Origin of the sequence: Picosynechococcus sp. PCC 7003 (assembly GCF_001693255.1) — a bacterium.
GTDB lineage: Bacteria > Cyanobacteriota > Cyanobacteriia > Cyanobacteriales > MRBY01 > MRBY01.
The window spans coordinates 1,379,730-1,403,307 of the sequence record NZ_CP016474.1; the positions used below are offsets into that span (position 1 = coordinate 1,379,730).

24 protein-coding genes and 1 tRNA gene are annotated in these 23,578 nt (G+C 49.3%); 13 read left to right on the forward strand and 12 right to left on the reverse strand.

Annotation, left to right across the window (positions count from 1 at the left end; all coding sequences use genetic code 11):
- Positions 1-19: 19 nt before the first annotated feature.
- Positions 20-2,758 carry a valine--tRNA ligase gene (locus AWQ21_RS06590; protein ID WP_065713851.1) on the reverse strand — a complete coding sequence of 913 codons (2,739 nt, stop codon included), beginning with the start codon at positions 2,756-2,758 and terminating at the stop codon, positions 20-22.
- A 205-nt stretch (positions 2,759-2,963) separates the two neighbouring features.
- Here AWQ21_RS06590 and AWQ21_RS06595 point away from each other — a divergent pair, with 205 nt between their 5' ends.
- Entirely contained in the window at positions 2,964-3,572 is a 609-nt protein-coding gene (locus AWQ21_RS06595; protein WP_065713852.1) for a hypothetical protein, read from the forward strand.
- On the opposite strand, the gene wecB is transcribed toward AWQ21_RS06595, so the two are convergent.
- Together wecB and AWQ21_RS06605 are read right to left on the reverse strand one after the other, a co-directional pair.
- The gene (wecB, locus tag AWQ21_RS06600; protein ID WP_065713853.1) at positions 3,559-4,671 is read right to left on the reverse strand and encodes a non-hydrolyzing UDP-N-acetylglucosamine 2-epimerase; all 1,113 of its coding nucleotides are present in this window, start codon (positions 4,669-4,671) and stop codon (positions 3,559-3,561) included. The genes AWQ21_RS06595 and wecB overlap by 14 nt on opposite strands.
- Positions 4,672-4,830: 159 nt before the next feature.
- The gene (locus tag AWQ21_RS06605) at positions 4,831-5,202 is read right to left on the reverse strand and encodes a hypothetical protein (RefSeq protein WP_065713854.1); all 372 of its coding nucleotides are present in this window, start codon (positions 5,200-5,202) and stop codon (positions 4,831-4,833) included.
- A gap of 683 nt (positions 5,203-5,885) precedes the next feature.
- Here AWQ21_RS06605 and AWQ21_RS06610 point away from each other — a divergent pair.
- Both AWQ21_RS06610 and psb35 read left to right on the forward strand, forming a co-directional pair.
- On the forward strand, positions 5,886-7,241 hold the full coding sequence (locus AWQ21_RS06610; protein ID WP_232315094.1) for a type IV pilus twitching motility protein PilT: 1,356 nt from the start codon (positions 5,886-5,888) through the stop codon (positions 7,239-7,241).
- Positions 7,242-7,294: 53 nt separating this feature from the next.
- Positions 7,295-7,504: a photosystem II assembly protein Psb35 gene (gene psb35, locus AWQ21_RS06615; protein WP_065713855.1), complete on the forward strand. Its 210-nt coding sequence runs from the start codon at positions 7,295-7,297 to the stop codon at positions 7,502-7,504.
- Here psb35 and AWQ21_RS06620 read toward each other — a convergent pair.
- Together AWQ21_RS06620 and AWQ21_RS06625 are read right to left on the reverse strand one after the other, a co-directional pair.
- A complete protein-coding gene (locus AWQ21_RS06620) occupies positions 7,501-8,940 on the reverse strand; it encodes a hemolysin family protein (RefSeq protein ID WP_065713856.1) in 1,440 nt (479 codons plus the stop codon). The genes psb35 and AWQ21_RS06620 overlap by 4 nt on opposite strands.
- A gap of 39 nt (positions 8,941-8,979) precedes the next feature.
- Positions 8,980-9,678, reverse strand: coding sequence for a hypothetical protein (locus tag AWQ21_RS06625; RefSeq protein WP_065713857.1), 699 nt, complete (start codon positions 9,676-9,678; stop codon positions 8,980-8,982).
- An 82-nt stretch (positions 9,679-9,760) separates the two neighbouring features.
- Between AWQ21_RS06625 and AWQ21_RS06630 the strand changes: the two genes are divergently transcribed.
- Positions 9,761-9,833: transfer RNA gene (locus tag AWQ21_RS06630), tRNA-Ile, on the forward strand.
- Positions 9,834-9,942: 109 nt separating this feature from the next.
- Here the strand turns inward: AWQ21_RS06630 and AWQ21_RS06635 are convergent.
- Complete coding sequence (locus AWQ21_RS06635) at positions 9,943-10,359, reverse strand: hypothetical protein (RefSeq protein ID WP_065715251.1); 417 nt, start codon at positions 10,357-10,359, stop codon at positions 9,943-9,945.
- A gap of 92 nt (positions 10,360-10,451) precedes the next feature.
- Between AWQ21_RS06635 and pyrE the strand changes: the two genes are divergently transcribed.
- The 3 genes from pyrE (at position 10,452) to AWQ21_RS06650 (ending at position 12,284) form a co-directional block, all read left to right on the forward strand.
- Positions 10,452-11,048 (forward strand): orotate phosphoribosyltransferase, encoded by a 597-nt coding sequence (gene pyrE, locus AWQ21_RS06640; RefSeq protein WP_065713858.1) that lies wholly within the window; start codon positions 10,452-10,454, stop codon positions 11,046-11,048.
- 141 nt (positions 11,049-11,189) lie between these two features.
- Positions 11,190-11,618 carry a hypothetical protein gene (locus AWQ21_RS06645; RefSeq protein WP_065715252.1) on the forward strand — a complete coding sequence of 143 codons (429 nt, stop codon included), beginning with the start codon at positions 11,190-11,192 and terminating at the stop codon, positions 11,616-11,618.
- Between the two features lie 39 nt (positions 11,619-11,657).
- Positions 11,658-12,284 carry a triacylglycerol lipase gene (locus tag AWQ21_RS06650; RefSeq protein ID WP_065713859.1) on the forward strand — a complete coding sequence of 209 codons (627 nt, stop codon included), beginning with the start codon at positions 11,658-11,660 and terminating at the stop codon, positions 12,282-12,284.
- A gap of 82 nt (positions 12,285-12,366) precedes the next feature.
- On the opposite strand, the gene AWQ21_RS06655 is transcribed toward AWQ21_RS06650, so the two are convergent.
- The gene (locus AWQ21_RS06655; protein ID WP_065713860.1) at positions 12,367-13,599 is read right to left on the reverse strand and encodes an LL-diaminopimelate aminotransferase; all 1,233 of its coding nucleotides are present in this window, start codon (positions 13,597-13,599) and stop codon (positions 12,367-12,369) included.
- A 65-nt stretch (positions 13,600-13,664) separates the two neighbouring features.
- Between AWQ21_RS06655 and AWQ21_RS16185 the strand changes: the two genes are divergently transcribed.
- Positions 13,665-13,823 carry a hypothetical protein gene (locus AWQ21_RS16185; RefSeq protein ID WP_157094712.1) on the forward strand — a complete coding sequence of 53 codons (159 nt, stop codon included), beginning with the start codon at positions 13,665-13,667 and terminating at the stop codon, positions 13,821-13,823.
- A gap of 820 nt (positions 13,824-14,643) precedes the next feature.
- On the forward strand, positions 14,644-15,630 hold the full coding sequence (locus AWQ21_RS06660) for an RNA polymerase sigma factor, RpoD/SigA family (RefSeq protein WP_065713861.1): 987 nt from the start codon (positions 14,644-14,646) through the stop codon (positions 15,628-15,630).
- Positions 15,631-15,878: 248 nt separating this feature from the next.
- Here AWQ21_RS06660 and AWQ21_RS06665 read toward each other — a convergent pair whose 3' ends face one another.
- Together AWQ21_RS06665 and queA are read right to left on the reverse strand one after the other, a co-directional pair.
- The gene (locus AWQ21_RS06665; protein ID WP_065713862.1) at positions 15,879-17,162 is read right to left on the reverse strand and encodes a TldD/PmbA family protein; all 1,284 of its coding nucleotides are present in this window, start codon (positions 17,160-17,162) and stop codon (positions 15,879-15,881) included.
- A gap of 76 nt (positions 17,163-17,238) precedes the next feature.
- Complete coding sequence (gene queA, locus AWQ21_RS06670; protein ID WP_065713863.1) at positions 17,239-18,315, reverse strand: tRNA preQ1(34) S-adenosylmethionine ribosyltransferase-isomerase QueA; 1,077 nt, start codon at positions 18,313-18,315, stop codon at positions 17,239-17,241.
- A 98-nt stretch (positions 18,316-18,413) separates the two neighbouring features.
- On the opposite strand from queA, the gene AWQ21_RS06675 reads away from it, so the two are divergent.
- Positions 18,414-18,947, forward strand: coding sequence for a TIGR02652 family protein (locus AWQ21_RS06675; protein ID WP_065713864.1), 534 nt, complete (start codon positions 18,414-18,416; stop codon positions 18,945-18,947).
- Positions 18,948-18,965: 18 nt separating this feature from the next.
- Here AWQ21_RS06675 and AWQ21_RS06680 read toward each other — a convergent pair whose 3' ends face one another.
- Positions 18,966-19,946 carry a LysR family transcriptional regulator gene (locus tag AWQ21_RS06680; RefSeq protein ID WP_065713865.1) on the reverse strand — a complete coding sequence of 327 codons (981 nt, stop codon included), beginning with the start codon at positions 19,944-19,946 and terminating at the stop codon, positions 18,966-18,968.
- 142 nt (positions 19,947-20,088) lie between these two features.
- On the opposite strand from AWQ21_RS06680, the gene AWQ21_RS06685 reads away from it, so the two are divergent.
- The 3 genes from AWQ21_RS06685 (at position 20,089) to miaA (ending at position 22,134) form a co-directional block, all read left to right on the forward strand.
- Positions 20,089-20,805, forward strand: a complete 717-nt coding sequence (locus AWQ21_RS06685) for an NnrU family protein (RefSeq protein WP_065713866.1) — start codon at positions 20,089-20,091, stop codon at positions 20,803-20,805.
- An 89-nt stretch (positions 20,806-20,894) separates the two neighbouring features.
- Positions 20,895-21,230 (forward strand): co-chaperone YbbN, encoded by a 336-nt coding sequence (locus AWQ21_RS06690; protein ID WP_012306818.1) that lies wholly within the window; start codon positions 20,895-20,897, stop codon positions 21,228-21,230.
- A gap of 7 nt (positions 21,231-21,237) precedes the next feature.
- Positions 21,238-22,134 carry a tRNA (adenosine(37)-N6)-dimethylallyltransferase MiaA gene (miaA, locus tag AWQ21_RS06695; RefSeq protein WP_065713867.1) on the forward strand — a complete coding sequence of 299 codons (897 nt, stop codon included), beginning with the start codon at positions 21,238-21,240 and terminating at the stop codon, positions 22,132-22,134.
- An 88-nt stretch (positions 22,135-22,222) separates the two neighbouring features.
- Here miaA and AWQ21_RS06700 read toward each other — a convergent pair whose 3' ends face one another.
- Positions 22,223-22,822 carry an ATP-dependent Clp protease proteolytic subunit gene (locus AWQ21_RS06700; RefSeq protein WP_065713868.1) on the reverse strand — a complete coding sequence of 200 codons (600 nt, stop codon included), beginning with the start codon at positions 22,820-22,822 and terminating at the stop codon, positions 22,223-22,225.
- A gap of 64 nt (positions 22,823-22,886) precedes the next feature.
- Positions 22,887-23,573, reverse strand: a complete 687-nt coding sequence (locus AWQ21_RS06705) for an ATP-dependent Clp protease proteolytic subunit (protein WP_012306815.1) — start codon at positions 23,571-23,573, stop codon at positions 22,887-22,889.
- Positions 23,574-23,578 lie beyond the last annotated feature (5 nt).

Below are 23,578 nucleotides of genomic sequence, written 5' to 3' on the forward strand. Positions count from 1 at the left end.
CACAGGTAAGGAAAACGTATTACTGAAGTCGCTGTAAACGTTCCGTCAAGATAGATTGTTGTGCTTCAGCTTCGGTAAGGGCAGACCGGGCACCTTCGATCACCTCTGCTGGGGCTTTGTTGACAAAGCCAGGGTTATTCAAACGAACACTGAGGGATTGAATCTCCTTATTCACTTTTACAAGATTCTTCTCTAATTTTGACCGTAGTGCAGGAATATCGACAAGGCCTTCAAGGGGAATTAAGACCTGAATCGTCCCAACAACCCCGGCGATCGCCTGTTTGAGGGTGTTATCCACAGTATTGGTCAATTTTAACGTTTCCACCTTGGCTAATTTAAGAATATAGGCTTCCCCTTTGGCGAGGGTTTCTAATTCCGTTTCGGTTTCACTTTGGAGGATGACGTTCACCGTTGCTCCCGGTTTGATCCCTGCCTCGGCGCGGAGATTGCGAATCGTGCGAATAGCTTCGATCAACAATGCAAATTCGTTCTCTAGGGCTTCATCCACTAACTGATTATTTTCGGCGGGGAAAAGCGCTGTCGCCAGGAATTTCTGACCGTTTGCCTGGGTGAGGGTCTGCCAAATCTCCTCGGTGATATGGGGCATAAAGGGGTGGAGCAGTTTCAAAATATCCTCTAGAACCCATGCCAGAACCTGCTGGGCAACGGTACGGGAAGCTTGATCCTGCGCTTCCTTTGCATAGAGACGGGGTTTAACCAGTTCGATATACCAGTCGCAGAAATCGCCCCAAATAAATTCGTAAAGGGCTTTTGCGGCCTCTCCTAATCCATACCCTTCGAGGTTTTTGTGGGTGTCGGCAATGACTTGGTGCAGACGGGAGAGAATCCAGCGATCGCCTAATTCGAGATCTGCCATCGCAGGACGATCCAAATCGGTGGGGGTTTTTCCATCGAGGTTCATCATCACAAACCGCGCCGCATTCCAGAGCTTATTGGCGAAATTACGGGAGGCTTCCACCGACTGGGATTCATCGGTTTTGCGGTCGTATTGCAAACTGATATCCTGTCCGGCTCCAGCCACTTCCCGGATCAGGGTATACCGCAGGGCATCCGTGCCATAGCGATCGCACATCAGCAGCGGATCAATGCCATTATTCGCCGATTTCGACATTTTTTTGCCGTTTTCGTCCCGCACTAGCCCGTGAATGTAGACATCCTTAAAGGGAATTTTGCCCGTGAAATGGCTGGACATCATCGTCATCCGCGCCACCCAGAAAAAGATAATGTCAAACCCCGTCACTAACACGCTATTGGGGAAATATTTCTGGAAATCATCCGTATTTTCAGGCCAGCCCAACGTGGAGAACGGCCATAACCCAGAGGAAAACCAAGTATCTAAAACATCAGGGTCTTGTTCTAGTTGGCAGTTTTCTCCGTATTCGGCGATCGCCTTTTGTTTTGCTTCGGTTTCATCATGGGCAACGATAAACGGGGTGTGGTCTTGGATTTCGCCGTTAGTTTCACTGACCACATACCACGCCGGAATTTGATGTCCCCACCACAACTGCCGCGAAATACACCAATCATTCAGCTTCACTAACCAATCCCGATAGACCTTACGCCACCGTTCCGGCACATAGTTCGGTTGATTGTCCTCATCTAAAAAGGCAAGGGTTTTCTGCGCCAGCGGGTCAATTTTTACAAACCATTGGGTGGAAAGGAGTGGTTCCACCGGAACCTTACCGCGATCGCTGTGGGGGACACTGTGGCGATAATCTTCTGTTTTCACCAGTACGCCGTCTTCTTTTAACTTCGCAACCAGATTTTTCCGCGCCTCAAACCGATCCTGCCCTGCAAACGGCCCCGCATTTTCGTTCAACGTCCCATCGCGGTTCATGATGTTAATAAATTCGAGATTGTGGCGTTTACCCATCTCGAAATCGTTTGGATCATGGGCGGGCGTAACCTTGACACAACCCGTTCCAAATTCGGGATCCACATGGTCATCGGCAAAGACGGGAATTTCCCGCCCGACAATCGGCAAGGTTAATGTTTTTCCAATTAGATCTTTGTAGCGTTCATCGTTGGGATTCACAGCGACCCCGGTATCACCGAGCATCGTTTCCGGTCGTGTCGTTGCCACTTCCACATAACCACTACCATCGGTCAGCGGATAACGGAAATGCCACAAATGTCCGTCTACTTCTTTATTTTCTACTTCCAGATCAGAGACGGCGGACTGGGATTCGGGACACCAATTCACCAAATAGTTGCCGCGATAAATTAAACCTTCTTCGTAGAGGGTAATAAAGGCTTTTTTCACCGCTTCCGACAGATTGTGATCGAGGGTAAACCGTTCCCGCGTCCAGTCGGCGGACAGTCCCAGGCGTTTGAGCTGGTTCACAATCGCCCCACCGGATTCTGCTTTCCATTCCCAGGCTTTTTCGAGGAATTTTTCCCGACCGAGATCGTAACGGGTTTTGCCTTCGGCTTTAATTTGTTTTTCGACGAGGGTTTGCACCGCAATACTGGCATGGTCAGTGCCGGGGAGACAGAGGACATTGTCCCCCTTCATGCGGTGATAACGAACGACAGTATCGATGAGGGAGGTATTGAAGGCGTGGCCCATGTGGAGTTTGCCCGTGACGTTGGGGGGCGGAATCACGATACAGAAGGGATCACCTTTTTTCTGGGGATCGGCCCGAAACACTGACCGTTCAAACCAAGTCTGTTGCCACTTATTCTCGGTGTTGTGGGGATCGTACTGACTGGGAAGATTGGGTATATCGGTAGTCATTGGGCCGTCTTAGAGGAATAAAAAACTTGAGAGATGCTTCATTGTAAATCGATCTTCGCCCTAGATTGTGCCATGCTGGGCTAGTTCTCCCCAAATTTGGTTGAGGACGGCGATCGCCTAGGACATTAATCGGTAAATTTTGCGCAACACCGAAACGCGGAACAATATGCTAGAAGGAAGATAAGTTCGCCTATATCTGAGCAAGATGGTAAAGAAAGAGTATTTTTTATATGGTGGTTTATTCTTGGCTGGGGCAGTTCTGACACCGGTGACAGTTGGTCTACTCAATAAAGGCGATCGCCCCGCTGAGACAGCAGAAACAGCCGCTAATGAAACCTTTGAAAATGGCGGCTCAGACCCAAGTTTCATGGTCGACGAACCCAGCACCGCCACCTTTGCCGAAAACGATAGCCGCGAACAGATCCTCCAAGATTACCAAACGGTCTCTCCCGAGGCACTCCGCAACATGCCGACGGCGATTCCCCAGTACGCCACCAACCAGCCTTCTGTGCCGCCCTATCCCAACTATTGGGCGAATATCAGGATTCCGAACTTTACCAGTCAGCCCCTCAACCCTAATCTCAGTGCAGGTCAACCCAGTGGTCAAACGGCAGGCGATCGCCCCTCTGATACCGTCGCCAGCGTACCAACCCTCGGCTCACAAACGACCCCAGACTCTTTTCGGCCTGACCCGGCAACATCCCCGCAGGAAAACACCGATTTTCAGGGCCAAGACACGATCCAAGCCCCAAGTTCTGTCAATCTCCGGGATTTTGTAAACTCGGCCCCGGCCCGGGATCTCAAGCTGCCCTAGTTTGCAGAAAATCACGCACAATTTGCAGGATTTGCGCGGAGCTAGTGCCGTCCCCAAAGGGATTGACGGCATTAGCCATTTGCTCATATTTTTCTTGATCTGTGAGCAGTAGTTGAGCGGCTTGGAAAATATTATCCTGGGCAGTGCCAATCAATTGGGCTGTGCCGGCGGCGATCGCCTCTGGGCGTTCGGTATTTTCCCGCAAAACCAACACTGGCTTACCCAAGCTCGGTGCCTCTTCCTGGAGCCCTCCGGAATCCGTGAGTACCAGGTAACTCCGCTGCATTGCCCCGACCAACTGGGGATAGTCTAGGGGTTCTGTGAGAAAAATTTGGGGATGTTGGCCCAGGATCTGTTGAATCGGCTCCCGGACAGTGGGATTTCGGTGCATGGGTAATAAAATCGCCACATCTGGAAATGTGGTCACAATTTTTAGCAAGCCTTGCAAAATGTCCTGGAGCGGTTCACCCCAATTTTCCCGACGGTGCACCGTAGACAGGATAACCCGTTGTTTTTCCCAATCTAAACCGGGAATCTCACAAGGAGGGTTAGCCGCCGCGACGGTTAAGAGAGCGTCAATCACCGTATTACCTGTACAATGGAGTCCCCCTAAAATGTCCGCCTTTTTCAAATTGGCGATCGCCTGGGTCGTCGGCGCAAAATGTAACTGGGCAATCTGAGAAATCAACCGTCGATTTGCTTCCTCTGGGAAAGGATTCATTAAATTATCCGTCCGCAAACCCGCTTCCACATGGCCCACCGGAATCTGCTGATAAAAAGCCGCCAAAGCCGCCGCAAAGGCTGTCGTCGTATCCCCTTGCACCAGGACTATATCCGGAGATAGCTCTTGGTAAATCGCTTGTAAACCCACCAAGCTCCGGCAAGTAATATCCGATAACGTTTGTCCCGGTTGCATAATTTCGAGGTCATCATCCGCCCGCAGATCAAACCACTGCATCACCTGATCCACCATTTCCCGGTGCTGCCCCGTCAAAATCACATGGGTTTTAAAATCAGACTGCTGGCGAAATTGCCGGATCACAGGCGCGAGCTTAATCGCTTCCGGGCGGGTACCAAGGGTGATACAAACTGAGGGCATAAAACACTCACCAAAAGGTCTTACTCATTTTACAGATTCCCTCGACGGTCACGAAAAAACCCGGCAAATTACCGGGCAGACACAAGCATCTTTTTTTACATCACTTATGAACTTTAGAAAACTCTAATCAACAAGGCAGTGTGCAATGCAAACGCGCCTCTAGCCAACTTCACAGGTTAAAGGACAGGCTGCAAAAACAGAATCCGATGCTACCTCTGCATTTCCATGGAGCCAAGTTAGCCAAGTAACTTCCTGGGGGTGTACACCTTTGGCCGTTAGCATCGCCGCCGCTACCAAAATTCCCATCAAGGTGCCGCCAATAATGGTACCAGCCACAACGAGCACGGCACTAACCGGCAAAATAGATTGGAGCACAATGGCCATGAGTGAACCAATAGTCATCATTAAAACAACAACCGGAAAACCAACAACCAAAAGGCAAACCAGTAGCGTAAAACTCCAGATCAAAAAGCTTTTTAATAGTACAGATAGGTAAGCTGAATCCCAACTGCGCGTCGATGAGTAGTCCATAATCTGTCCCCTCCCAGGGATATGTTTAGTTGTCAAAAAACTTAAATGGCAGCATCAATATTTATGGGTGTTGATGCCCTTCGATAGTAAATAGTATAAACAGGGAAAAGACGAAAATGAGAATCTCTTTACATAAATTAATTTCCAAAGCATTTTTTTATGGTAAAAATCTAACAAAAAACAGCGAAAACATTGATTAATCAGGTCTTTCAACCCTTTTGAGTCACTAGAAATAGTTATTTATACTCAGATAATAAAAAGTCTTTTAAGAGCCGCTATTGAACACATTTTTATCGTCAAAATCCTGCCCTGGCTCCTGAGATTTCGTTACATTAATTCATATTAGGCCATGGGTATTTATGCCAGGTTGGAAAGGGGCTATTTTCTTCTCAGGCAGTATTCGATCAAGCGTCAGGAATATTGTCGTAAAAGATCCCTGGATTCTCTGGATAATCCTTGAGATTGTGTTAGTGCTAAATTGTTAGAGATAAAGGGCGTGATCTTTGGTTTTTGGGTCAGCATAAAGGCGATCGCCCACAGTATTTCCCCTTTAGCGGAGCGAAGATTTCAAGTTACCATAGGGAAAGTTAGCCAATAAATCTAGGCAAAATTCCCCGGTTAAACCCATACAACACCAGGGTGTCCCCTCATTTCTCAGTCCCCTCCATTGCGGAAAGATACCTATGAGTGATCCCATGCCTCCTAACCGTTCTGCGGGCTCTCGTCCTCCGGTCCCCCCTGCCACCGAGGCAACCCAAATTATCTCTGCACGGCCTCAAGCTGACGTTCCAGCGGATGAAACACAAATTGTGATGCCCCAAAAACGGCGTCCTCAACCCACGGCCCAACCCCAACGTCGTCCTGCGTCTCCGCCGCCCCCACCGCCGCTGCAACGGATGCCGCCCCCACCGCCTTTACCGGCGCCACCGCGCCAATATTTAGGAGCCAATGCCGAACGAATTCCCCAACGGGGGCCAGGACAACCCAGCCTAAAGGAATTGGTCACCAGGGCTCACAAAGAAGGATTTTCCGATGTGCACCTTGGGGTAGGGGAAGTCCCCCGGTATCGTGATCGGGGGGAAATGGTGATCACGGAGTACCCTGTGACCGACCAAGATACGTTTTATTCTTGGTTGCATGAAGTGCTGAAACCCCCGGAGATCAAACGCTTCAAGGACAGTCTCGATTTTGATGGTGCGACTCAATACGAGTTCGCGCGGGTGCGGATTAATATTTTTGATTCCTTAAATGGCCCCTCTTTGGTTTTGCGTTTGATTCCGCTCAAAATCTTGACCATGGAGCAATTGCGTCTACCACCCATCTTTAAGAATATTTCTGATGCAGAAAAAGGCCTTGTCCTTGTTACAGGGCCAACGGGTTCGGGTAAGTCCACCACCATGGCCGCGATGGTGGATTACATTAACAAAACTCACCCGAAGAACATCATCACCATTGAAGATCCGATTGAATTTGTCCACCAAAGTCGGAAATCCTTGATCAAGCACCGGGAAGTGGGGATGCATACCCTAAAGTTTGATAATGCGCTCAAAGCGGCGCTCCGGGAAGATCCAGACATTATCCTTGTTGGGGAAATGCGGGACAAAGAAACGGTCAATACAGCCCTCAAAGCGGCGCAAACGGGGCACCTGGTTATGGGAACGCTCCACACAAACAATGCGATTAAAACCATTGAACGGATACTCAACCTCTACAGCGCCGAGGAACAAAATGCGATGAAGGTGGCGATCGCCGAATCTTTGGTCTCAGTCATTGCCCAGGGGCTATGCCGTACCACTGATGGCAAACGGGCCGCCTACCACGATATTTTGATCAACACCGAAACCATGAAGGACTATATTGTCCGGGGCCAATACGACAAAATGTTGGAACTGATGCAAAATGGCGACTTTGATGGCATGGTCACCATGAACCAATCGTTGTTTAACCTTTATCAAGAAGGTCGAATCACCGAAGAAATTGCCCTAGAAAAATCGCCGACCCCCAACGAAATGGCGATGATGCTCCGGGGACGGATCTAGGCAGAAAGCCATTTCTTGGTAAGCTTGTAACGAATTGTAACAATCAAGCAGCTATGTCCGATTCTCATTCTTTACTCTTGGCAGTCGCTGGCCAACCCTTCCCTTTGTACTTCACCCTCGTTTACGTGGTGGGCTTTGTGGCGGCGGTTTCCATTGGTCTAATCGCCTTTTTTAATTCCAAGCGGCCTTCGGGTTGGGAAGATGCCAAACGCCCGGATCTGATTCCAGATTTGCAGAAAAAAGAGTCCGAGGATGAATCCTAGTCGGTTTCGCCGTTGGGTTTAAAGTCGGGGCCAAGGATTTCTTCCATGTCGGGATGGTTCTCTGGCTCTGGAGGGAGATCAAATTCGGCGATCGCCTCAATATCAGAAGGATCGCGGGTGATCTTAACCTGCTGAAGACGGGGGCCATCAATGCCCATCACTTGAAACTTTAGGTCTTCAAATTGGAATATTTCGCCCGTTTCCGGGATTTTTTGCCATTGGTAGAGCAAAAAGCCGCTGAGGGTTTGGTAATCGTCGGTGTAGGGCAATTCGACATTCAGGAGATCATTTAATTCTTCGAGATCAATTTGGGCATCGACCAGGAAAGTTTGTCGATCTAAAGCTTTGAAATGGAGCGGCGCATTGGGATGACTGTCGAGTTCATCACCAATAATTTCATTAATAATATCCTTGAGGGTGACAAGTCCGGCGGTGCCGCCAAATTCGTCAACGACCATGACCATCGGTTGCTTGGTGCGCTGCATCTTCGGCAAGAGGTCGGCGATTGGGGTGCCCTCGGCGACAAAAGGAATGGGCTTCACCCAGCGGGTAATGGCCGTGGTGAGATTCATCCCGCCGGCCGCTAGGGGCTTGGCAAAATCTCGGAAGCGCACAAAACCGACAATGTCATCGATGGATTCCCCATAGACGGGATAGGCGGAGTGATTGGTCTGGCTGACTTTTTGCAATAGATTTCCAAGGGTGGCCCCATTGGCGATCGCATGGATTTTTGTGCGGGGTGTCATAATTTCTTCGGCGACCACATCACCAAATTCAATGACATTACTGAGAAGTTCCCGTTCCTCGGCCTCTAACCCCATGGATTCTTGCTCAGTGGTGATAATCAGTTGCAGTTCCTCTGGTGTTAGTCGGTCATACCAAAGGCCCTGCTGGATCGGTGCAATGCCCCCAAGGCGCAACAAGAGACGGTTAGATTGATTCAGGATCCAAATAAAAGGTTTGAAAATGCGGGCGATCGCCAAACTGGGAGGTGCTAACCAGCGGGCCATTTCTTCGGCATGGGAGAGGGCCAAAGATTTCGGGCAGAGTTCCCCCAGGACGATCTGCAAATAAGCAATTAAGAAAAAAGCAAAAGGGATCGAAATGGATACGGCAAAGGGTTGAATCCAGTCGTCGGGGAGGGGCAATCCCACCAGGAACTGAGCAATAACCGTCGCCATGGTATCTTCACCAATCCAGCCCAGGGCCAAACTAGAGAGGGTAATCCCCAACTGGGTCGTCGAAAGGAGGCGTTCTAAACGAGACTGGAGGGCTTGCACCATCTTGGCCTGGAGATCCCCTTCCGCAATTAATTGACTAATGCGCGATCGCCGCACCGAGACAATCGAGAATTCTGCGGTCACAAAAAAAGCATTAATTGCGATCAGCAACAACACAGACAATAATCGGACTAAAATTTCACCGCTCGATAACATGGAATTGTGCTATGACCCTTGCAGGCGTACTATTTCTACCTAACGTATCACTGGAATCTGAGAAAGTTCGAGGGAAATTTCCCGATCAGGATAGTCCTGAAGTTGGAGCGACAGGCTTTTCGTCTCATCAAGGATCACCGCCGGAATCCGAATAGTGCCAGCGTATTTTTGCCGATTTGCAGGAATTTCGTTGGGGAGGCCGTCCATTTGGGTACTTAACAATCGTCCCGTCTCGGTTTTAATTTCGAGGAAGTTATACAAAAAATTCACCGCTTCCTGGCCATTATTTTGCAGGTTTACTTCCATGAGCCAATCGTTGCCAGACAGTTGGCCGCTCACAATTTCTAACGTGATATCGTCTGCACTGGTGGTGAGGGGGAAGGTTTTTTGATCACCTGTTTCTGCGGGGGGCTCAGCCGCGTCAATAAATGTATTTTTTTCAGGTGTCGCTGACGCGGTGGCCTTTTGGAGTTCCTTTTCTTGGGCCTGGATTTGATCGTAAACAGACACAATGATTGATCGCTCGGACACAAATTCTAGGTTTTCGGCGGGATCTGCTTCGCCGTTGTCGGGCTGACGACTATGAATTAGTTGCTGACTCGGATTTCCTTCGGGCTGCTTGACGCCTTTTAGGGCTTCATAACCGACGGTAAAGCCGTAGAGAGCACTCACAGTTCCAGCGCCAAACATCGCAAGCAGAAGCAAGAAAGTAAAAGCCAGGGTCGTTTGAAACTTCATGGGCGATCACCAGAGGAACAGTTAAGGAAAAGGAGAAATTGTACTATGATAGCCTGTGGGCAAAATCACCCCAACAAATTTCCCAGGGTTGGCCGAGCGGTTTAGGCAACGAACTCATAATTCGTCCCAGGCAGGTTCAACTCCTGCACCCTGGACTTTCAGGCGAACTTTCTATTTTTCAATTTATAAATTCAACCTTACGAAAAAATGTCCCAAAGGCGATCGCCTTCCGTTTGGGAGCATCGCCGTTTGGGTGAATGTTGTCTAATAACCCATGTTATGGTCGAAGGCGGCTTCCGTTTGCAGGGAAGAGTTAAACGGATTCGGCAAATCCTGGGTACGGAGCACCGGGTCACTGCCTACCTGTTGCAACAAAATATCTCGGTAGAGAATATCGATTTTTTTGATATCTCGTTTCGCCCGGTGTTCTGGATAGCCCGCACCATTCAAACCAAAGGGCACCAAACCAAAATATTCATTCAGAACTTGGCCCGTGCTAAAGCTCGCAAAGGTATCTTTCAATTCGTAGTAGAGGGCACGAGTAAACACATCATTGGTATGTTCTGGGTAAGTCGGGTATCTTCCCTCTAGATAAGTTTGGGCGATCGCCTCCTGGCCAATTCCCTGTACCGCCGCACCTACCACAAAAACTGTGGTTAAATGATGAAACCATTTTTTCATGGTATTACACCCATAAATCAAACCTTTACCAGCATCTTTGCTCACAAAACCCAATTGGTCAAGTTTTCTCTGTACTGAACTTCATAACAACCATGCCTGCCCTTTCCGACCTCCTGACCGCTGATCAAGCCACCCTCAAACAAACACTCCTCAATCAAATCGCCACAGACGCTTACAAAGAAGGCGACTTCACCCTCTCTTCCGGACAAAAAAGTACCTACTATATCAACGGCAAATTGGTCACTCTCACCCCAATGGGCGCTCTCCTCATTGGTCGTCTCATCCTCACCCAGCTCGATCAAAATGTTGCTGCTGTCGCGGGTTTAACCCTAGGGGCTGACCCAATCGTTAGCGCCGTCAGTGTTGTCTCAGCCTACGAAAATTGTCCCATTCCCGCCCTGATCATTCGCAAAAAAGCCAAGGGCCACGGCACCCAAGCCTATATCGAAGGGCCACCCCTCGCCCCAGGCGCTAAAGTGGTTGTCCTTGAAGATGTCGTGACCACCGGACAGTCCGCCGCCCAAGCTGTTGAACGTCTCCGGGATGCCGGCTACCAAGTCGAAGAAATCATTGCCCTCGTTGACCGGCAGCAGGGAGGATCTGAATTTTACGCTAGTCAAAATCTCAAGTTCTCCAGTTTATTCACAATCACCGAAGTACAGGCTGCCTACCGCGCTCTAAATACGTAGGGTCAAGCAGTAAAGTTATATCCCAATCTAGTGCGGGCCTTAGAGATCAGCCCCTGCGTAATGTTTGGTAAATGCGCTCTTGGCTAGGTTGGTGCGGCAATGCTATGACTGAGGCAAGTGGCCATGGTGGAGCTTAAGATAATGGCGAATCGCTACCCGACACAGATCAATGCTCTTTGGACAACTTTCCTCTTGGGAATCTTGTTTCATACAGACCTGGGGTTAATGCCTCTGTTCCATGACCAGGCCGTGGAGCACTCCCATGCTGGGGGCAATCTAGATCTAATTTTTGGGTTTATGTTTTTGTTCTTCACCATCCCCATGGTGTTGATAATTTTGACGACCTTTACCAACAGTAAAGGGTTTCGGCGACTACATTTTCTGGTGACGTTGTTGTATTCGGTACTAAATATTGGTCATTTGATCGCAGATATTACTGTTAAAGCTCCTTGGTATCAGCTTGTTTTGATGACGCTACTTTTAGGGATTGGTATTTTATTGAATGTGGTGTCGTACCAGTGGCTCCAAAAACGTTACCATCGGATCAGAAAAACAATTCCAGCCGCCTAGGGTTTTTGTGTTGAAAGGGGCGGTGATGCAGCGTAATCAATGAAAGTTTTATGTGTTCACGGCCTCAGCCGGACGCCCTTTTCTCTGCTTGGGTTAGCTCAATATTTAGAGCGCCATGGTTGGACGACGGAGCAGTTTGGCTATTTTGCGGCCACAGAAAGTTTTGAGCAGATTGTGGTACGGCTTCGCCAAAAAATTCAGGCGATCGCCAAAACCGAGAAATACAGTATTGTGGCCCATTCTTTGGGAGGAGTGTTGACGCGCGCCGCCCTTACTTGCCCGAACACGCCAGACCCAGAGCACGTGGTAATGTTGGGAACCCCGAACCAACCGCCTCGTTTAGCGGCTTGGGCGTGGCAATTGCCTCCTTTTCGCTGGTGGACGGGGCAATGCGGGTTCAATTTAACGGATCCAGCCTTTTACGAAGCTCTACCTAATTTAGATGCTCCCTACACTGTGATTGCGGGCGTAGGTGGCCCCAGGGGAAGCTTGAGTCCCTTTGGCGAAGAATTTAATGATGGCATTGTTGCTCTCGGAGAAACGCGACTTTCCTCGGCAGATTCAGTGATCCAATTACCGGTACTGCACACTTTTATGATGAATCACTTGCCCCTCCAACAGACTGTCCGCGACATTTTGCGCCCCCACTCTCCCGCGTCTTGGTGAAGATAAAAAAAGACGCACTCCGGTGCGCCTCAGAAAATCAACAGCAAATTTTTTAACTCAACGTTTAGAAATTACTCAATCCCTATTGGAACGCCGTTGTGATCCGTTTCATTGCTTCGAGCACGTTTTCACGACTATTGAAAGCAGAAATACGGAAATAGCCTTCCCCAGCGGCCCCAAAGCCAGATCCAGGGGTGCCAACCACATTACAGTTGATCAAGAGCTTGTCAAAAAAGTCCCAACTCGATAAACCAGCGGGGGTTTTGACCCAGACATAGGGGGCATTCACGCCGCCATAGACATCAAAACCGACGGCCTGGAGTTCTCGACGAATAATGGCCGCATTTTCTAGGTAAAAATCGATCAGTGCCTTGATTTGCGCTTGACCGGCTTCGGAATAAACGGCCTCTGCCCCCCGTTGGACGATGTAAGAAACACCGTTAAACTTGGTGGACTGACGGCGATTCCAAAGGCTCCAGAGTTGCACGGCTTGGCCATTACTCGTGGTGACAGTCAGGTTTTTCGGCACAACGGTAAAGGCACACCGGGTTCCCGTAAAGCCCGCATTTTTGGAGAAGGAACGGAATTCGATGGCGCAATCTTTTGCCCCTTCTAATTCGTAGATCGAGTGGGGTAGGCTCTCGTCGGTAATGAACGCTTCATAGGCGGCGTCAAAGAAAATAATCGAGCCATTGGCCTTGGCATAATCCACCCAAGCTTGGAGCTGTTCTTTTGTCGCCGTCGCCCCGGTGGGATTATTCGGAAAACAAAGGTAGATCAGATCGACTTTTTCTGTGGGGATTTGGGCCACAAAGTCATTGTCGGCGGTGATGGGGATGTAGGTCAGGCCACCATACTTACCTGATTCGTCGGCTTCTCCGGTGTGTCCTGCCATGACGTTGGTATCAACGTAAACGGGATAAACGGGGTCAGTTACAGCAATAGTGTTGTCTTTGCCAAAGATATCAAGGATGTTTCCGGTATCGCATTTGGCACCATCGGACACAAAAATTTCAGAGGCATCGATGTCACAACCGCGCGCTTGGAAGTCGTGGGCAGCAATTTTTTCCCGGAGCCAAGCATAGCCTTGTTCTGGGCCATAGCCTTTAAAGTTGGCGCGATCGCCCATGTCGTCAATGGCCTTTGCCATCGCTTCGCGACAGGCAGCGGGCAAGGGTTCGGTGACATCACCAATCCCTAATTTGATAATGGGCGCATTGGGGTTTTCTGCTAAAAACCCATTCACCCGCCGGGCAATTTCGGGAAAGAGATAACCTGCTTTCAGTTTGAGGTAATTTTCGTTAATTCTAACCATAGAAAAATCAGGGGCAAAAGACCGTAAAACAGATTAACCTATCATCCCATGCCCCAGGGAAGCCGATGGATCTTTTTGGGGTGGCGACGCTGAAAAAATTGTCTGTCGATCCTCACCCAGGCAACCCGCAGCACCGGGTTACAAAAATCGAAACGCCGTCCCATTGCCGCACAAATTTTGAAACCCTAGAGTATAGATCTTCTCCAGAGGCGATCGCCTCCTAGGCTTCCTCGGCCCGCAAGGAGATTCTTTCGTTTATTTCCTAGAAAATTATGAACTGCTAATTTCTAGGTGAAATCCCCGACTTCCCAAAAATATTTCTGAGTTCCGTATCTCCGGTCTAAATTTTCCTGATTTTGCCGAGATTATATTGTCCTTAAAGGCAGACAAAGGGCTCTTTTTTGCATAAACTGGACTTATTGGTCAAAAAAATATTCTTTTTCAATCTTTTAAACGGTAGCAAAAGTCACAAGGGAGACCACCGCTACAGGTAAAGAAGTCTATCTCTGGGTGGACTTAACCCCACCGAACTTGATTTTATTCGCGCAAAAAGATACGCTATAAGAAGTAAAAAGTCTTGGTTTTTGGGTATTCCCCACCCCCTCTAGTATGATAGAGGTTTCGTTTTTAAGGGATGTTTTCCCTAAAAGTACCAGCAGCATTACAGCGAATCGTGTATTTCAACGGCACTACGTTTTAAATTGAGTCTGGCGACATCCCAAGTTCGGTAATCCCGCATCTTTTTCCCTTTTCAATCCCTCAGTCAATCAAGGAGAATTGAGTATAGAGCGTCTATGAATTCTCCATCCCTGAGATTTTTGTGAATCGTTGAACCTTTTCTGATTGTTGCCCGTCTAAAGTAGTGAGTGCTCAATTAAAAGTTATAGAGCGTAAAAAAAAATAAGGGGTATGCCGTTATATTTCTTGGAAAAATTTTTTGTGTTTTAGATTCTGACCTGCATGATGATTGTTTTGTAAAGTATTTGCCCCCTGGGCCGCACCATATAATTCTTCGTTCTTTAGATTTAAGGAGTTAAAGCATAAATGCCTAAAGTAAATCTTCAACAAGCCCCCAATAACGGCAAAAGTTCTGCGGATATGGTGCGCACCTATCTCCGGGAAATCGGTCGGGTGCCCTTGTTAACCCACGAAGAAGAAATTGTCTATGGGAAACAGGTGCAGCGCCTGATGGCCCTCCAGGAAAAACGCCAAACCCTAGAAGAATCCCTTGACCGGGAACCAACCCGGGAGGAATGGGCTGAGGCTAATCAACTAACACCGAAGCAACTCCAACGGGATCTCCAAATTGGGGAACGGGCAAAGCGCAAGATGATTGAAGCGAATCTCCGGCTTGTGGTGGCGATCGCCAAGAAATATCAAAAGCGCAACCTAGAATTTTTAGATTTGATCCAAGAAGGAAGCCTTGGTTTAGAGCGGGGTGTCGAGAAGTTTGACCCCACAAAAGGGTATAAGTTCTCCACCTATGCTTACTGGTGGATTCGCCAGGCGATTACCCGGGCGATCGCCCAACAGGGTCGCACGATTCGACTACCGATCCACATTACCGAAAAGCTCAACAAAATTAAGAAAACCCAGCGACAACTGGCCCAAGACCTGGGACGGGCAGCAACCATTGCGGAGATCGCCGAAGCCCTCGAACTAGAGCCGGCCCAAATTCGCGAATATTTCCGCGTTTCCCGGCACCCCATTTCCCTTGATGTCCGGGTTGGCGACAACCAAGATACGGAACTGATGGATCTGCTCGAAGATAGCGATGCGTCCCCCGATGATAATGTTACCTATGAACTCCTCAAGCAGGATCTACGGGATCTGATTGCGGATCTCACTCCCCAACAGCAGGAGGTGATTATTCTGCGGTTTGGGCTCAACGATGGCAAAGAGCTATCCCTCGCAAAAATTGGCAAACGCATGAACCTCAGCCGAGAACGGGTGCGCCAGCTAGAACGCCAAGCCCTAAATCATCTGCGACGGCGGCGATCGCAAATTCGTGAATATCTGGTTGCCAGCTAGGTTTTTCAACTTTTCACCATGACTTAGGCATTTTGAGATGGGGCATTCTCCCCATCTTTTTTTGTCGCTTCAGACAGCTAATAAAAAAGATTTTTAATATTGTTGACTTAATTTATCAACTAAGAGTATCCTAAAGATGGTGTTTTTCTCTCAAGGATGTACAGGGTGGGGGGTCCCACCTTTTTTATTGCCAAAAATTCAAAGAGGCAACACCAATAGGCACAACATTAAAAGCGATGGGCGAGGATTTAGGCAACAATGGACAAGGATTCGAGGGCAATGCAGGGGGTATAGCAAGAGCCTTGCCAGCGGCGATCGCCTCCCACTTCGATGACCTGTTTGAGGGCCTCATAAACATTCCCTGTGACCAGCGTATCCTTAATGCGTCCGGTGATTTGTCCTTGTCGCACCTGGTAGCCTAGGTCAATATTGACGGAAAAGTCCCCCGAAAGGTCTGCGTCTCCCCCCAAGATTTGATCGACGACAATTGCTGTATCTAATTGAGAAATAATTGTGTTAAGTGTGCCCACGCCAGGGGCAACAATCAAATTAGCGAGCTCTGGGGTTGGATAGCGCCCCAAACTGGCCCGAAACCCATTGCCCGTGGGTCGAATCCCAAGGTTCCGACTTGTTTGGCGATCGCCATAGATATCTTGGGCAAAGCCTTCACGTACCAGGGACAAAGATCGCGTCGGCGTACCTTCGTCGTCAAAGTGGCAAATGTAAGGTTTGGCGGTGGGGTCTTGGTAGAGGCTGATCTGAGGCGAGATGACCCGTTGACCAAGGGCTTGGCTCCAGGGAGAAGATTTTTCGAGGATATTTTTCCCATTTAGGGCGGCGGCCACCGTTGACCACAGTAGGGGCGCGGCATTACTGGTAAAAATCACCGGCACTTTGCCCGTGGTGGCCGGACTATTTTGCTTGGCCCAGTGGAGACGCTCCAACAGCCTTTGCACTGTTGCCTCTGGGTCGAGGGAATCCTGGGTAATATCCCCATCATAAATGCCTAAAAAGTCATCTCCCCGCACCCATTCAACTTCTAGGCCATAGCTGAGGGAAATATCGGCGGCAGTGCAATAGAGGCCCTCAGAATTAACCAGGAGCGTATGGCTCGATTCACAGTCAAAAACACCGCTACAGAGAATTTCGGGATAGTGGTCGCGCAGTTGGGCGATCGCCGCTTTGCCTTTCTCCACCAGAGTTTCCACATCCATGGCGGTACCAATGGGAGGATTGATATCGCGGCGGGGTTCACAGACCTCTAGGGGAGTTGGCTCCTGGAGCTGACTGAGGGCGATCGCCTTTTCAACCAACAGTTGTGGTGACCCGTGACCATAGGCCACCGCCAGCCCAGGTCGCCCCTGGTACCAAAGTCGCAGCGCCGTACCGATGGACTCGGACGTTTCTAGCTGTTTTAGGCGATTCGCCTCAAAGGTGACGGGGTGGGAAACGGAACTTCCCTGATAAACTTCCGCAAACTCGGCTCCTCTCTGGCGTGCCAGATCCAGGAGCTGCTGGGCAAAATCGCTCATAAAATTTTCCTACCGGTACCCTACAAACTGTGAATAACGCCGTTTAGCTGAGACTTTAGACCTAATCCTAATTCTCCTAAAAGACCTTCGCCTCAGGCAAAATGAGCATCGCATCCCCAAAGGAATAGAAACGGTATTCCTGGGCGATCGCCTCCTGGTAAACGTCGAGCAATCTTTCGCGGCCGATCAACGCACTAACCAGCATCAGTAAGCTCGATTTTGGCAAATGAAAATTCGTGATCAGGCCATCCACCACCTGCCATTCATAACCCGGATAGATAAATAAATTGGTCTGTCCCTGGAATGACTGTAACTCCCCAGGCGAGGCTGCTGCCATTCCCTCTAGCGATCGCACAACCGTTGTCCCGACCGCAATGACTCGACCACCCTTTGCCTTCGTTTCCCGGATTTTTTTCACCGTTTCCTCCGGCACGTCAATCCATTCATAGTGCATATCATGGGCGGTGATATCTTCTACTTCCACCGGACGGAATGTGCCAACCCCCACATGGAGCGTCACAAAGGTTTTTTCAATACCTTTTTGCTCTAATGCTGCAAGTACCTCCGGCGTAAAATGTAGCCCCGCAGTCGGTGCCGCCACAGCCCCAGGAGTATCGGCATAGATCGTTTGATACTGGTCGGGTTTCGCCTCAGAGTCCGTAACGTAGGGCGGGAAAGGGATCTCCCCAAAATCATCTAACACAGACCAAAGGGTTTGATTTTCGCGCAACTGAAATTCGAGTAAACGTCCCCCGGTGTCTGGATCCCGGTCAACCACCGTTGCTTTCAAGGTTTGGCTCAAATCATGGGGAGCGGTGAATAAAATTTCTGATCCTAGGGTAAAACGCTTACCCGGTTTCACTAAAGCCAGCCAAGTGTGAGCTGAGCGTTCTTCCAAGAGCAGGACTTCTACAGGAGCACCCGTTGTCTTACGGCCATGGAGCCGCGCCGGGATCACCTTTGTATTGTTCATCACCAGCAGGTCATTGGGGTGTAGCCAATCAACTAGGTGGTAAAAATGTTGATGCTGAATGCTATCGACAGAATCAAGTACTAATAGGCGGGAACGATCACGGGGAGTGACAGGGGTTTGGGCGATGCGTTCCGGCGGCAGGTCATAGTCATAACTTGAGAGGCTTTGGTCTGGGTTCATAGCTCACTGAAGCGAATAAAAATCTCCGATATAATGAACACAACTTTGAGGACGGCACAGCAAAATTTTTTTATTCCGACTATACCGACACAAGTGCAATGGTTGAATCTAGCTTACATTACCCTATTTTTGGTGCTGAAATTCCCTGTCCCCATTGTCGTCAAATGATTCCAGCTTTAACTTTGACGGATAGTTATCTCTGCGATCGCCATGGTGCTTTTGAAGCAGATCCAGAAACAGAAATCTTGGTACACCTTCAATCCAGTCGCCAATGGAAGCGCTGGGAGGAAAAATGGTACCGCCAACATACCCATCCCGATGGCATTCGCTTTGAGATCCATGAAGCCCTCGACCGCCTCTACACCCAAGGGCTACGGGCCACAAAAATCACCATCGCCCAACGCTACCAAACCCTTATGCGGCGCACCCTGGATTTTAAATCGGCCCCTGGACGGACAGACATAACCCCAACGGACTATGCCGCCTCTTCAGTGCCTCACCTATACGGCCTTCCCGTGGTTTTCCATGAGGCAGGCGATCGCCAAGACCGCTGGCAAATTGTCAACTTCGAGCTAGAAACTGAACCCGGCTCTCCCCGTCGTTATCCCTACCATTACCTGAGCCGGGACTAACCCGACCCAATTCGACCCTTATTTCTGACCCGATTCTAGGCCCTGGGGCATCAACTCACTCAGGTCAAACTTTTTCAACTGATTGGCAAATTGGGGCAAAATTTCTAGGCAAAAGGCCTCCGCTGCCTTGGAACGATAACGGTTTGGATTAACAATTACGCTTAAAATCCGCCGCACTTCCACATCTTCAATGCGCGCCCGGTGCAGCACGCCCATCCGCAGTTCTTTCTCAATGGCGGTCACGGAGACAAAAGAAGCCCCTAGACCCGATTGCACGGCATTTTTAATCGCCTCAATGGAATTGAGTTCCATTTCAATCTTGAGCCGTTTGGTATCGATATCACAGCGCGTTAAAACTTGGTCAATGACTTTGCGGATCGTCGATTGGGAATCAAGGGCGATGAATTTCAGTTTGTACAAATCATCTCGATAAATGGTGTCTGCCTTGGCGAGGGGGTGACTCACGGGCAAAATTAGGGACAGTTCATCTTCGGCATAGGGAACGATTTTCAACGTATCTTGCAATTCCGAAGGGACTTCGCCGCCAATGATCGCCAGATCCACTTGACCGTTGGCAACTCCCCAGGAAGTGCGTCGCGTTGAATGGACTTGCAGTTGCACCGCCACATCGGGATATTTCTGCCGGAAGCAACCAATCATCCGGGGAATGAGGTAAGTACCTGTGGTTTGGGAAGCGCCCACAATGAGGGTGCCCCCCTGGAGATTTTGTAAATCTTCAATGGCGCGGCAGGTTTCTTGGCAGAGGGTAATAATTTTTTCGCCGTAATCGAGGAGAAGATAACCGGCTTCGGTGAGTTGGGCCCGCCGTCCACCCCGGTCAAAGAGGGGGACATTGAGCTGTTTTTCGAGGTTTTGTACCTGGAGACTGACGGCAGGTTGGGAGACGTAGAGACTATCTGCTGCCCGTTTAAAGCTTCCTTCGGTGGAGATGGCCTTTAGGATACGGAGTTGATCCAGGGTAAATGGAATGTCAGACATATAGCCTCGGCAAAAAGGGACGACAAAGAGGGATCACTGCTGGTTTTATGATTGACAGTACCATAATAAGGGGATCGTATCTCTTTTCATGGATAATATAGCTTGTACTAATTTTAAGCAAAATACTTCGATCGACGGAATTATGACGGATTTGAGCTGGTTTTCGACAAGTCACTGGATTATGGCGGGTCTTTTGCTTGGTTTTGCGATCGCCCATAGTGGTTTGGCTGCCTTACGTCCTTGGGGCGAACAAAAAATCGGTTCTCGACTGTACCGGGTGCTGTTTGCTTTAGTCAGTATTCCCTTTGCCACCTGTTTAATTATCTATTTTTTCAATCACCGTTATGATGGCCTGGTGTTGTGGCGAGTCCAGGGAGTCGCTTGGGTGAAACCAACGGTGTGGTGGCTGTCGGCGATTTCTTTTTTCTTTTTGTATCCCTCAACCTTTAACTTGCTCGAAATTGCGGCGGTCAAGCAACCCCAGGTGCATCTCTACGAAAAGGGGATCATTCGCATCACCCGTCACCCCCAGATGGTTGGTCAGTTGATTTGGTGCGTGGCCCATACCCTCTGGATTGGAAGCTCTTTTACATTGCTCACCTCCATTGGCTTGATGGCCCACCATATTTTTGCGGTTTGGCATGGCGATCGCCGTTTGAAATCCCGTTATGGCAAGACTTTTCTCGCTGTGAAAGAACGCACCTCGATCATTCCCTTTTTGGCGATTCTCCAGGGGCGTCAACAGCTCAAGCTAGAAGAATTCCTCAAACCTGCCTATGTCGGTGTTACAGCGTTCATTGCCCTGCTCTGGTGGGGACATCCCTGGTTGATGGTAATGACGGCGAAAGTGCCCTGGTAGCGGAAAAAAAGATGATCCCCAGGACCGATACAGGTAAGATAAGAGACCACAGATAATATTGAGTATGTGAGCGAAAAGAACAGGTAATTATGGTTCTATCAATCACCGAAGCGGATTTTACCCAGACTGTTTTAGAAGCAAATCAACCTGTTTTGGTGAACTTTTGGGCACCCTGGTGTGGTTTGTGTCATTTGCTCCATCCCTTTTTGGTGAAGTTGCAAAAGGAATGGGAAGGACAATTTCTCTTGGTCGATGTTAATGCCGACGATAACCTGAAGCTCGCCAATACCTATCGCCTCAAAACCTTACCGACTTTAATTTTGTTCAACGATGGCACGATCGTCGAGCGCATCGATAAATTCCAAAACCGCGATCGCCTCAATGCCCAACTCGAACAACTCCTCCAGGGCGTGGTGATCCCCTAAATTTTCTATGACTTCCCCCATCATCGTCATCTGTGGTGCCACCGCGACGGGTAAATCCGGCCTAGCCCTAAAAGTTGCCGAGAAACTAGACACCGTAATTCTCAGTGCTGATTCGCGACAAATTTACAAAGAATTCGACATCGGTACGGCGAAACCAACCCCTGCAGAGCAGCAAAGCATTCCCCATTACCTGATTGATATTTGTGAACCGACGGAAACCCTGACCCTCGCGGAATACCAAACCCAAACCCAAGCACTGATCGCCCAATTTCACGCCGAAAAAAAGCCTGTTTTACTCGTCGGCGGCACTGGCCTTTACATCAAAGCAATCACCAAAGGATTAAAAATTCCCCGGGTTTCGCCCCAACCAGAGCTGCGCCAACAATTTACCGACCTGGGCCAAGCCTATAGCTATCAACTGCTCCAGCAGCTTGACCCAGAAGCTTGCCAAAAAATTCACCCCAATGACCAGGTACGTACCCTCCGCGCCCTGGAGGTGTTCTATGTCACCGGGAAACCGATTAGTCACCAACAGGGAGAAAATCCACCCAGTTATCCCATTCTTGAAATTGGTCTCGATTGCAATCCCGACCACCTCGATCAGCGGATTCAACAACGCACCCAGCAGATGGTTGACCAGGGTTTCGTCACCGAAGTTGAACATCTCGGCAAAAAATACGGTTGGGATTTGCCCCTCCTGAACACCCTCGGTTATGCAGAATTTCGGGAATATGTCCAGGGTCAAGGGACATTAGAGGAGGCGATCGCCAATACCGTTCTCCACACCCGCCAATTTGCCAAACGCCAACGCACCTGGTTCCGCGCTAACCCAGATATCCACTGGCTCGACAACACAGCCTCGGATCTCCTTGAGCAAGCTCTGAATCTCATTACCCAACAATAGAAATTCAGAGATTTTTCAATCAGAAAAAAGCACCCTTTCGTGAGAAAGAATGCTTCAACAAATTTGAGGCTGAAAAATCAGACAAATATTAAGGGCGTTCTTCAATTACCTTATCAATCAGGCCATATTCCAACGCTTCCTGGGCTGACATAAAGTAATCCCGATCCGTATCCTTCTCGATTTTTTCGATGGATTGACCCGTATGGGCGGCCATCAATTCATTGAGTTGATGCTTAATGCGGATAATTTCCTTGGCTTCAATGTCAATATCTGTCGCTTGACGACGGCCTTGGATCCCACCGAGGGGTTGGTGAATCATAATCCGGGAGTGGGGCAGGGCCAGACGTTTACCTTTGGTGCCCGCAGACAGCAAAAACGCCCCCATAGATGCCGCTAAACCCACACAAATGGTTACCACTTCCGACTTGATGTGTTTCATCGTGTCGTAAATCGCAAGACCCGCTGTCACTGAACCACCAGGGGAGTTGATGTAGAGATAGATCGGCTTGCCAGGATCTTCAGAATCGAGGTAAAGCATGATGGCAATAATCTGGTTTGCCAAAGCATCATTGACACCCCGACCGAGGAAAATGATCCGTTCACGGTACAAACGGTCATAGATATTGATCCAGTCAGAATAGGGCTGACCGGGCATTTGATAGGGAACTTTGGGTACACCGATGGGCATGGATTTTGTTTACCTTGATCTGAACAACGGGAAAAAATGAGGTGATTTTAAGCAATCACAGGAGCTACAGCGCCGGTACGGGGGACGGCAAATCCTTCGAACTTTCGAGCACTTTATCGATAATGCCGTATTCGAGAGCCTGCTGGGGTGTCATGTAAAACATCCGGTCAGTGTCCTTTTCGAGTTTTTCGAGGGGCTGACCTGTGTATTTGGACATCATTTGCAGGATTGTCCGTTTGTTTTCGATCACTTCCTTCGCCCGAATTTGAATATCGGAGGCTTGGCCCTGGGCCCCTTGGCGCGCTTGGTGGAGAATAATCGTCGAGTGGGGCAGGCTCGCGCGGCAGCCCTTGGTGCCAGCAGCAAGAATCATGGCCGCTGTCCCCATTGCTTGACCGAGGCAAATGGTATGCACCGGCGGCGTGATGTAGTTGAGGGTATCGCAGATGGCGAAGGCTTCTGTTTCAAACCCAATGGAGTCGCCACCGTACCAAGAGGTGCCGGTGGAGTTGATGTACATGTAAATGGGTTTATCGGGATCATCGAACTGCAAAAATAGCAGTTGGGCAATGATCAGTTCGGTGACATCTACGCCAATTTGATCTTTATACTCATCGGGGGAAACGAGGGGCAGACCGAGGTAAACGATCCGCTCTTTTAAAAGCAGGGAAGGGAGATCTGGCGGTGGCGTCCTGTAGGTGGAGCCGCCACCTCTGTAGGGTGCTTGTACAGCCTGAATCGGTGAGTTCATAGATC

What these genes read in the sequence shown, in the direction of transcription:
- AWQ21_RS06590 (WP_065713851.1), bottom strand. Translation starts at nt 2,758, where the DNA reads ATGACTACCGATATACCCAATCTTCCCAGTCAGTACGATCCCCACAAC.
- AWQ21_RS06595 (WP_065713852.1), top strand. Translation starts at nt 2,964, where the DNA reads ATGGTAAAGAAAGAGTATTTTTTATATGGTGGTTTATTCTTGGCTGGG.
- wecB (WP_065713853.1), bottom strand. Translation starts at nt 4,671, where the DNA reads ATGCCCTCAGTTTGTATCACCCTTGGTACCCGCCCGGAAGCGATTAAG.
- AWQ21_RS06605 (WP_065713854.1), bottom strand. Translation starts at nt 5,202, where the DNA reads ATGGACTACTCATCGACGCGCAGTTGGGATTCAGCTTACCTATCTGTA.
- AWQ21_RS06610 (WP_232315094.1), top strand. Translation starts at nt 5,886, where the DNA reads ATGAGTGATCCCATGCCTCCTAACCGTTCTGCGGGCTCTCGTCCTCCG.
- psb35 (WP_065713855.1), top strand. Translation starts at nt 7,295, where the DNA reads ATGTCCGATTCTCATTCTTTACTCTTGGCAGTCGCTGGCCAACCCTTC.
- AWQ21_RS06620 (WP_065713856.1), bottom strand. Translation starts at nt 8,940, where the DNA reads ATGTTATCGAGCGGTGAAATTTTAGTCCGATTATTGTCTGTGTTGTTG.
- AWQ21_RS06625 (WP_065713857.1), bottom strand. Translation starts at nt 9,678, where the DNA reads ATGAAGTTTCAAACGACCCTGGCTTTTACTTTCTTGCTTCTGCTTGCG.
- AWQ21_RS06635 (WP_065715251.1), bottom strand. Translation starts at nt 10,359, where the DNA reads ATGAAAAAATGGTTTCATCATTTAACCACAGTTTTTGTGGTAGGTGCG.
- pyrE (WP_065713858.1), top strand. Translation starts at nt 10,452, where the DNA reads ATGCCTGCCCTTTCCGACCTCCTGACCGCTGATCAAGCCACCCTCAAA.
- AWQ21_RS06645 (WP_065715252.1), top strand. Translation starts at nt 11,190, where the DNA reads ATGGCGAATCGCTACCCGACACAGATCAATGCTCTTTGGACAACTTTC.
- AWQ21_RS06650 (WP_065713859.1), top strand. Translation starts at nt 11,658, where the DNA reads ATGAAAGTTTTATGTGTTCACGGCCTCAGCCGGACGCCCTTTTCTCTG.
- AWQ21_RS06655 (WP_065713860.1), bottom strand. Translation starts at nt 13,599, where the DNA reads ATGGTTAGAATTAACGAAAATTACCTCAAACTGAAAGCAGGTTATCTC.
- AWQ21_RS16185 (WP_157094712.1), top strand. Translation starts at nt 13,665, where the DNA reads ATGGATCTTTTTGGGGTGGCGACGCTGAAAAAATTGTCTGTCGATCCT.
- AWQ21_RS06660 (WP_065713861.1), top strand. Translation starts at nt 14,644, where the DNA reads ATGCCTAAAGTAAATCTTCAACAAGCCCCCAATAACGGCAAAAGTTCT.
- AWQ21_RS06665 (WP_065713862.1), bottom strand. Translation starts at nt 17,162, where the DNA reads ATGAGCGATTTTGCCCAGCAGCTCCTGGATCTGGCACGCCAGAGAGGA.
- queA (WP_065713863.1), bottom strand. Translation starts at nt 18,315, where the DNA reads ATGAACCCAGACCAAAGCCTCTCAAGTTATGACTATGACCTGCCGCCG.
- AWQ21_RS06675 (WP_065713864.1), top strand. Translation starts at nt 18,414, where the DNA reads ATGGTTGAATCTAGCTTACATTACCCTATTTTTGGTGCTGAAATTCCC.
- AWQ21_RS06680 (WP_065713865.1), bottom strand. Translation starts at nt 19,946, where the DNA reads ATGTCTGACATTCCATTTACCCTGGATCAACTCCGTATCCTAAAGGCC.
- AWQ21_RS06685 (WP_065713866.1), top strand. Translation starts at nt 20,089, where the DNA reads ATGACGGATTTGAGCTGGTTTTCGACAAGTCACTGGATTATGGCGGGT.
- AWQ21_RS06690 (WP_012306818.1), top strand. Translation starts at nt 20,895, where the DNA reads ATGGTTCTATCAATCACCGAAGCGGATTTTACCCAGACTGTTTTAGAA.
- miaA (WP_065713867.1), top strand. Translation starts at nt 21,238, where the DNA reads ATGACTTCCCCCATCATCGTCATCTGTGGTGCCACCGCGACGGGTAAA.
- AWQ21_RS06700 (WP_065713868.1), bottom strand. Translation starts at nt 22,822, where the DNA reads ATGCCCATCGGTGTACCCAAAGTTCCCTATCAAATGCCCGGTCAGCCC.
- AWQ21_RS06705 (WP_012306815.1), bottom strand. Translation starts at nt 23,573, where the DNA reads ATGAACTCACCGATTCAGGCTGTACAAGCACCCTACAGAGGTGGCGGC.